We start from the raw sequence: 967 nt of genomic DNA on the forward strand, positions 1-967 counted from the left end.
GGAGGCCTCTACCTACACGCCAAGGCACATGAACGCCTTCACAGCCCAATAGAACTGTGGGCAGCACGTAGCATATTCGGTAATCGCATCAATGATGGAGAGTCGCACGCCGACATCAACTTGGACTTTGACAAGAAACTGCCTGCTTTCACTTCACTGCAAACAGAAATTAAGGCTTGGCACAATGAACATTACGGACCCAAGCTACTATCCGCCGAGCAGGCCCTATCCCTCGGCATAACTAAAGCCGACACCCGATGGCATCAGAATAACCACTGGTCGCCGCCAAATTGGACAGCTATCACACATAACGAAGTAGCCACATCCCAACCAACCGTAGAATTCACAGTGCTGCTGCCTGCATTCAGGCTAGGCGTAAGTGAATGGTCAGGAAGTTTGAGTTCCCTCCGTGACGACCAAGGAATTGACGTTTTTCCAATCAGCCCGACCGGCCACATCGTAGATGCTGGCTTAGTTCTACATTTCGAAAACACCCTAGCCAACCAAACTCATGTCTCACTTCATCTAACCTACAACGCCAATCAAGGCCTGGACGAAGACAATGAGACCCTGTCAATTTTTCGTCTGGAGCGCTGATCATGGCAACCATCTGGATATTCAACTCAAGCTCAAGCTCAGGGCATAAACCCGCTATTGGCGGGCAACTATCAAGCTTGTCAAAAACCACCTTATGCCTGAGAAACCCCTGGGTAACAGACTCAGTTTTTATGGGAAAGCTGTACTGTGCAATGACCATTGCGCTCGCCATCTTTACCTACCCTTACTTACTAACCAGTGAAGCCTGGAACCCATACACCTTTAGTTATACCTTTATCCTCCTTACACTAATTGCACCTTTAATCTTCCTCCCATTCTTAGCCTATCGAATATATTTCATAAAACGCTTATCAATTTTCTGCTTCAATCGATCAACCCAAAAAATCTACTACCAACGTTTGAGCAAGGT

2 pseudogenes are annotated in these 967 nt (G+C 47.2%); both read left to right on the forward strand.

What is annotated here, in order from left to right:
• Positions 1-597 (forward strand): annotated as a pseudogene (locus tag ACTJJN_RS26970) (T6SS effector BTH_I2691 family protein); the annotation flags it as partial.
• 2 nt (positions 598-599) lie between these two features.
• A pseudogene (locus ACTJJN_RS26975) lies at positions 600-967 on the forward strand (hypothetical protein); the annotation flags it as partial.

Origin of the sequence: Pseudomonas sp. 22515 (assembly GCF_052044625.1) — a bacterium.
Taxonomy (GTDB): domain Bacteria; phylum Pseudomonadota; class Gammaproteobacteria; order Pseudomonadales; family Pseudomonadaceae; genus Aquipseudomonas; species Aquipseudomonas alloputida.